The 7768-nt window shown below is 39.3% G+C and carries 6 protein-coding genes; all 6 read left to right on the forward strand.

Going from position 1 to position 7768, the window contains the following annotated elements:
• The first annotated feature begins 829 nt into the window (after positions 1 to 829).
• The 6 genes from ACFO3G_RS04385 (at position 830) to porN (ending at position 7620) form a co-directional block, all read left to right on the forward strand.
• On the forward strand, positions 830 to 1051 hold the full coding sequence (locus tag ACFO3G_RS04385; RefSeq protein ID WP_380078344.1) for a DUF2795 domain-containing protein: 222 nt from the start codon (positions 830 to 832) through the stop codon (positions 1049 to 1051).
• A 343-nt stretch (positions 1052 to 1394) separates the two neighbouring features.
• Entirely contained in the window at positions 1395 to 2357 is a 963-nt protein-coding gene (locus ACFO3G_RS04390; RefSeq protein ID WP_380078346.1) for a PorP/SprF family type IX secretion system membrane protein, read from the forward strand.
• Positions 2358 to 2373: 16 nt separating this feature from the next.
• Positions 2374 to 3816, forward strand: coding sequence for a T9SS ring complex lipoprotein PorK/GldK (gene porK / locus ACFO3G_RS04395; RefSeq protein ID WP_465254276.1), 1443 nt, complete (start codon positions 2374 to 2376; stop codon positions 3814 to 3816).
• Between the two features lie 21 nt (positions 3817 to 3837).
• Positions 3838 to 4947: a type IX secretion system motor protein PorL/GldL gene (porL, locus tag ACFO3G_RS04400; protein WP_380078348.1), complete on the forward strand. Its 1110-nt coding sequence runs from the start codon at positions 3838 to 3840 to the stop codon at positions 4945 to 4947.
• A 29-nt stretch (positions 4948 to 4976) separates the two neighbouring features.
• On the forward strand, positions 4977 to 6533 hold the full coding sequence (porM, locus tag ACFO3G_RS04405) for a type IX secretion system motor protein PorM/GldM (RefSeq protein WP_380078350.1): 1557 nt from the start codon (positions 4977 to 4979) through the stop codon (positions 6531 to 6533).
• Position 6534: 1 nt separating this feature from the next.
• Positions 6535 to 7620, forward strand: coding sequence for a type IX secretion system ring subunit PorN/GldN (gene porN / locus ACFO3G_RS04410; protein ID WP_380078352.1), 1086 nt, complete (start codon positions 6535 to 6537; stop codon positions 7618 to 7620).
• Positions 7621 to 7768 lie beyond the last annotated feature (148 nt).

Consider the following 7768-nt stretch of genomic DNA (forward strand, 5'->3'; position numbering starts at 1 on the left):
CTGACAGACAATTCGAAATAATTTCTTTAATTTGTACTCGTGTAAGATTCATACGGTTTATCGTTTTATTTTGTTTTTTTCAAAGATAACAGTCTTGAGTCTTACACACTTTTTCGGGACAGTATCGATTGAAATGCTCATCCGAATAAATAAAGTGTTTGGGAGACTTCAATATTCACTTATCTATCTTTATTCCAAAAATGTCAATAGAACATCGGAGTATCACATACATTCAAATATTCAAAGTCTTCTTTCCCTTTATCACATCTCACCAAAATGGTGGAGAAATTTAGTAGATAAGAATCATTTTATAATATTATAAAACGATGATATATAATGCATTAAGAGTAATAATCTCTAATAACCGTCATTAGAATTTGCCATCTAACGACAAATCTGGGTTTATACAACAATAGCATTTTTTATACAACAGCGATAGAGAGCTTCTATAATCAACTTTATAAACATAACTGTCTTCTTGCAAGAAAATGTAAAACAGCTCATTCCATCAAAAAGACATGAATATCAGACAGGAAAACAGCTAACTTATTTTCAGACAATATTTTTCATTCAAAATTATCTTCGCTTACGTTTTGTCTAAACAAAGGGGTATAGCTTCAATATAAATATTTGTTTATCCTTGTTATACTTCCTTCTAACTTTCCTATTTATAATGAGATAGCATGATTTGTATTGACTTGAAGCAAATCTTATTGCAAAATATGCTTGTATTTCAAAAATTATCTTATATTTTTGCAACGTCTATAATAAATGATTATTACATTTTATTTAGACAGCTTGTATAACCATAAAAATTAAAACCGAAAGTATGTATTGGACATTAGAATTGGCATCTAAGTTAGAAGATGCTCCATGGCCTGCAAGTAAAGATGAATTGATTGATTACGCTCAGCGTTCCGGAGCCCCATTGGAGGTAATAGAGAATCTTCAAGAAATAGAAGACGAGGGTGATATATATGAGTCCATCGAAGATATTTGGCCGGATTACCCAAGTAAAGAGGATTTCTTCTTCAATGAGGATGAGTATTGATACCATTTTATTTTGTGATATTAGTAGGCTGTTTTAAATTTATTGTAAATAAAATGGAAAGGTTCTAAATAGAGCTTTCCATATTGTTCGAAGCTTGTATTTCTGTCTTTTTGAGTTGATTATACAGCTAAAATTTGCTGTTTGCCTCAATATGTAATAGATCACAAACTACTCGATAATTATTTAAAACAAATTCCAAATAAAACAGAATAGCTTCTAAAGTTGCTTGATGACAACAATAAAAAGGAACTTTAGGTCGTTTATTATAGGGATGGTCATAGTCAGGGGACAAGCTACCTGACTATCACTATCCCTTAAATTATTAAATATAGTAGATCAATTGGTGACAAGAATAAGAAATATATATACGGTTTTATGCCTGTTTGTACTATTTGGTATATCATATTACCAATCTTATGCTCAGAGTGATCTTGTCTTATCTCAGTTTGATCGCACTCAAAATTATTATAATCCGGCTTTTGCAGGAAACCGCAAGGAATGTTTCTTAACAATCATGCATAACAGGCAATGGGAAGGTATGCCGGGGGCTTCCAAAAGCTTTGTTGTGATGGGAGACTCTCCTATTAAATTTCTTGGGAAAGAGATCGGAGTAGGCATTTTGATTGTCAACGATAAGATTGGCTTATATACTCAAAGTGAGCTTTCCGGGCAAGCTGTATATCGACAAAAACTCTTTGGTGGAACCTTATCCATAGGGGCGGAATTTTCGCTATTTAATAGTACCTTTGATGGTACGAAAGTGCATCTTATCGATGGCGAAGGTCAAAGTATTGATGACCCGGCTATCCCCAAAACAAAAATTGGAGGGAAAACCTTTGATTTAAAGGCCGGGTTGTTGTATTCACGATCACATTGGTACATTGCCATGGCCGCAAGACATATTTTTAAGCCTATGGTTAAATATGATGAACATGCATATTTCACACTGCTACCAAGTTATAATTTGATGGCAGGATACAATATAGAGCCTAATAATTCGTTATTTCATTGGCATCCGTCTTTATTTGCCAGCATCACGGACAAGCACTATCGCATTGATTTGAGGATGGGTACATCCTACAATGACAAGTTCTTTGGTTCTTTGATGTACAGGCCAAATACAGCTGCTGGCTTATCTTTGGGTATGAATTTTGGCAAAGTTTATATCGGATATGGTTTTGAAATGCCTATTAACTCATTGGCCAATCGAAACTATGGTACTCATGAACTTATGGTGTCATACCATTTTCCTATCCAGAAGACTAAAAAGGGGGATGTTAAACATAAAAGTGTAAGATTATTATAGATACATATAGATATCAATGAAGACAATCAAAAAGATATTCACAGTCAGCGTGACTACGGGTATGGCCTTGTCGATGCTTTTCTCTTCATGTGCAGGGAAAAGAGGAGCTATTGGCGGGGAGCTTACCGGTGCACGACTTACGACGTGGAATGAGCCACAGCCTTATGGCATGGTACAAATTCCAAGAGGTACAATTGTAATGGGTTCCAAGGACTCTACCGATTCTGTATGGGGAGGTATCAATGTAACAAGACCTATCTCTGTAGACGCATTTTGGATGGATCGCACAGAAATCACCAACGCTCAGTATCGTCAGTTTGTCTATTATGTCCGAGACTCCATTATTCGTGAACGCTTGGCTGATCCGGCTTATGGCGGAATGGAAGAATATAAAATCACAGAAGACAAATATGGAGATCCCGTCCCCCCTCATCTTGACTGGTCCAGGCCTTTGCCCAACCTAAAGAAAGCAACAGAGGAGGAGATTCGGGCTATGAATAGCGTCTACTATACCAATCCGGTTACTCATCAGAAGAAATTGGATCCGGATCAGATGTTATACAAATATGAAGTGTACGATTACAGGTCAGCAGCCTTAAGAAGGCACCAACTAAAAGCGGCGCTCAGAAACTTGAATACAGATATCAAGGTTGATCCCAATCAGCAAGTTTTAATATCCAAAGACACTGCATACATTGATGACAATGGACGTATCATCAATGAAACAATCACCAGACCTTTGTCAAGCGAATATGACTTCCTTAACACTTACATTGTACCAATCTACCCGGATGAGACATGCTGGATCAATGATTTTCCGAATGCGCAGAATGATTCATATATGAAACTCTACTTCAACCACCCCGGATACGACGATTATCCCGTAGTGGGTATTACATGGGAGCAAGCCCAAGCCTTTTGCGCATGGAGGTCGGCATACTTCAAGAAGGGCCTTAATCTACCCGAGGGGCAGATTGTCGAGGACTTTAGACTTCCTACGGAAGCTGAGTGGGAATATGCTGCCAGAGCCGGCAACAGCAATTCAAAATACCCGTGGAGTTCTGACGACTTAAGGTCCGGTAAAGGTTGTTTTCTCGGCAACTTTAAGCCAGGTGAAGGTGATTATACATCTGACGGACACCTTATCACAGCCCGCGTTGGAAGCTATTCTCCAAATGACTTTGGTCTTTATGACATGGCCGGAAACGTTGCCGAATGGACAAGTTCTATTTATACAGAGAGTGGTCTCAAACAATTCAATGATATCAATCCCGAGCTTGATTACAAAGCTGATGTTAAAGACCCCTATTTCATGAAAAGAAAAGTTGTACGAGGTGGTTCTTGGAAAGATGTATCTCGTTATATCCGCAGTACAACCCGCAGTAGTGAATATCAAAATGTGCCAAGAAGTTATATTGGTTTCAGATGCGTTAGAACGACCGTCGCTTTTTCAAAGTAACACACTTAATTCTTAAGCCTTATGAGTGAAGAAACAAAACATAGAAAGTATAAAAATATAGTAGAGCTTTTCCTTGCAAGCCGAAAGGGGAAAAGAGTATTGAATATTCTGTATAGCTGGGGGGCTGCCGTAGTCATTTTGGGGGCACTCTTTAAATTACTGCACCTACCCTATGGCAATTTGATGCTTTTTGTGGGTATGATGACTGAGTTTTTGGTATTCTTTGTTTCAGGATTCGAAAAGCCGGCAAGCGAATACCATTGGGAAAATGTCTTCCCTCAACTTGATTCGGACAATCCGATGGATAAAGAAGAAATTGAAGCCAGAAGGAAATATCTACAGGAGAAAGCAAAAGAAGCTGCTGAACGCGTTGCAAGAGGAGAAGATCCTTTTGAAGACCCATCTATGGCAGAAGTAATGCCTTATGCTCAGCCTTATCTATCAAAAACCCCATTGACTCCGCAACCCGTAGAGGTGGCCGGAAACGAAATGGAGGCCGCAGAGGAGGAAACAATGGAATATACGGCTTCGCCACAAGCCCAAACAACCAATATCAATTGTGAAAATACAAACAGACAAGCTCATTCTATTGCCTCTTTGGTTGGAGAAGAAGAGCTTCAAAAACTTCATGATGGCATTGATAAGTTGACCGAGTCCATCGAACAATTGGCGCGCATTGGACAAATGGCCGATCGAATGGCTCAAACATACGAAGAGATGCAAAATATCTCGGATGCTTCACAAAACTATAAGGAACAAATCGAAAGTCTTGGTAAAAACATTGCCGGTCTGAATACAATTTACGAAATCCAACTCAAGGGTATCAGTTCTCAGATTGATACAATAGATCATATCAACAACGGCCTTCACCACATCAAAAACATGTATGACGGCACAGTATTGGATAGTACAGCATTTAATCAACAAAATGCCCTTATGGCCAGTCAACTTAAGCAAATCAATGAAGTGTATGCAAGACTGCTCAAGGCTCTAACATCCAATATGGGTATGCCTCCTATGCCTAATCAATGGACTGCACCCAATAACGAAGCTCCAAAGCCTGAGAATGCTTATGACGCTGCAATGAACAATCCGATGGCAGGCAAAACGAACCAGCCCGGAAACAATTGATGTCTAACGAATTTATACACTAACAAACCATGCCAGTTGGATTTAATGGTAACGTCAACCGACAGAAGATGATCAACCTGATGTATCTTGTGTTTATCGCAATGATGGCTCTAAATGTATCTTCAGAAGTCCTGGATGGATTCCAAAAAGTGGATGATAGTCTGGAGGCAACAATCAATGGTACTAATAGAAGAAATCAGATTTTGCTCGGAGAACTTAAGATTGCTAATGCTACAAACCCCAGCAAAGCCTCCCAATGGCTTGCGAAGGGACAAGAAATATCACAAGAGGCCAACAATCTGGTCCAATTTATCGAAAGGCTTAAGGTTGATATCGTCAGAAAGGCTGATGGCCCTGAGGGTAATGTCAAAGACATAAAAACCAAAGATGACCTTGAAGCTGCATCTTATGTGCTACTCAATCCAATCAATGGACAGGGGAAGATTCTCAAAAAAAGGATTATGGCTTTTAGGGCTCTTTCCGCTAAGTTAATGAGAGATAAGACCAAGCTTAAAGCTGTAGAATACCTCTTAAATACAGAAGGGCCCAAAACAGCATCCGGCTCATGGGCATCATCCCTTTTCGAAAGTATGCCGACAAGTGCAGCTGTCACTATCCTATCAAAAATGCAAAGTGATGTGAGATATGTTGAGGGAGAAGTGCTTTCGGATCTGCTTAAGTCTGTTGATGTAGGTGATTATAGAGTAAACAAGATCACAGCTCAAGTGCTTCCCCAAAGTCAAATTATTATGAAGGGAGACACCTATAAAGCACAGATTGTACTTTCAAGTGTAGACTCTACCCAAACTCCGGATATATATGTAGGGGGAAAACTCCTTCCTCATGAAAACAATGGTGTGTTTACGACAGTTGGAGGAGCACCTGGAACCTATCCGATCAAAGGCTATGTTAACTTAAAAATGCCTGATGGATCCACGATGAAAAGGGAGTTTGAAAGCCAATATTTCGTCACAGAGCCAATGGCTTCTGTAGCTCCAACACTTATGAATGTGCTATATGCCGGGATAGACAATCCGATCTCCATAGCTGTACCGGGAGTACCAAGCCAAAACTTATCGGTAACAATGTCCAATGGGACAATTACCAAACGTGGTGATCTCTGGATTGCTAAGCCGGCAAAAGTCGGTAGCACTGCTGAAATAATCGTATCAGCAAAGATGGCTGACGGAAGGCAACAAGTGATGACAAAAAACCAACTCAAAGTAAGAGCTCTACCCGATCCAATGCCTTATATACAAATTGCAGACAAAGGCGGTGCTCCCAAAAGATTTAGAGGTGGTAAGATATCAAAAGCACAACTTCTCAATGCCGGTGGCATCAATGCTGCTATCGATGACAATGTACTTGATGTCAATTATAAGGTCCTTAAATTTGTTACAAAGTTTATTGACTCGATGGGAAATACAATACCGGAGATCTCTAACAGCAACAAATTTTCTGATAGACAGATTAGACAAATCAAATCTCTTCAAAGAGGAAAGACATTCTATATTACAGATGTACAAGCAGTGGGTCCTGATGGAGTCACTCGTACAATTAGTCCAATGGAGGTAATCATATATTGATATGAAATTAATGAATAAGCTTATAATAATGGCTTCTGTAGCCGTAGCAATGGGTTGTGGAGAGAGCCTTTTGGCACAAAACGACATCCCTGACGGCCCGGTAATAAGAAAAGAAAGGGCTGTTAAAGACAACAAGTCTCAGCTACCTAATGATATGCGACTCTCAAATAGAGCAAGAGAATTTAACGATCTACTTACACAACATACTGAGGGTGCAACATGGGAAAGAATCATATACAGGCGACTTGATCTCAACTTGGAGCAGAACGCTCCCTTATACTATCCCGAAAGACCTCGAGACGGACTTAAAAGTCTATTCTCTACAATCTTCGAACTTATGAACGCTGGTTCATTAAAAGTGTACGAATATATGGATGGTTATGAGATTTTTGATGATGCTCATGAATTATCTTTTAAGGACTTCTTAGAACGTACGCAAATCATGTATAATCAAGCAGATAAGGGTTCAAAATATCTATATAAAGTTGACCCGGCAGACGTTCCAACCAACAATATTAAGGCATATTATCTCAAAGAAATTTGGTTTTTTAATCCGCAAAATAGTACCTTAGCGGTCAAAATAATGGCTCTATGTCCAATTATGACTGATTTGGGGGATTATGGAGAGACTGTCAATACGCCTCTCTTCTGGTTGCCATATGACGAAATCAGGCCGTACTTGTCACAACAGCCGGCAATGCTGAGCAGTCTTAACAATGTTAGAAATGCTACATTGGATGACTACTTTAGGATGGGGCTTTATAAAGGAGACATTGTTATGGCAATGAATCTCAAAGATCAAGCTTTGGCTCAGTACTGCTCATCACCGGATTCGATAGCAAAAGAGCAGTCTCGTCTTGAGAACGAGTTGAAAGCTTTTGAGAAAGGTTTGTATTGCACACAAGACTCTTCATGGATGAAGAAAGCAGATGTCAAAGACAAAAAGAAATCTCGACGCTCTGCAAGAAGTGCCAGAACTTCCAGATCATCCGGAGGAAAAGCTCCCAAAGCTGCCAAGGCTCCTAAGCAAAAAGCTGTAAAACCTAAGAGGAGTTCTGGCGGACGCTCTATAAGAGGACGATTTTAATATACTAACATACATTTTCTGAAGGGGGCTGTGTCATTATTCGTAATGATTCAGCCTCTAATTTTTTAGCAACCTCTCATTTCTTGAGTTTAAGCAGCCAATTTTTGGATGGGAGCTACCATTGGACTCACAGGAACTCCTAAAACAG

Origin of the sequence: Falsiporphyromonas endometrii (genome assembly GCF_042654485.1) — a bacterium.
Lineage (GTDB): Bacteria > Bacteroidota > Bacteroidia > Bacteroidales > Porphyromonadaceae > Porphyromonas > Porphyromonas endometrii.

Excerpts from the sequence above, each read along its gene's own strand:
- ACFO3G_RS04385 (WP_380078344.1), top strand. The coding sequence starts at position 830 with ATGTATTGGACATTAGAATTGGCATCTAAGTTAGAAGATGCTCCATGG.
- porK (WP_465254276.1), top strand. The coding sequence starts at position 2,374 with ATGAAGACAATCAAAAAGATATTCACAGTCAGCGTGACTACGGGTATG.
- porL (WP_380078348.1), top strand. The coding sequence starts at position 3,838 with ATGAGTGAAGAAACAAAACATAGAAAGTATAAAAATATAGTAGAGCTT.
- porM (WP_380078350.1), top strand. The coding sequence starts at position 4,977 with ATGCCAGTTGGATTTAATGGTAACGTCAACCGACAGAAGATGATCAAC.
- porN (WP_380078352.1), top strand. The coding sequence starts at position 6,535 with ATGAAATTAATGAATAAGCTTATAATAATGGCTTCTGTAGCCGTAGCA.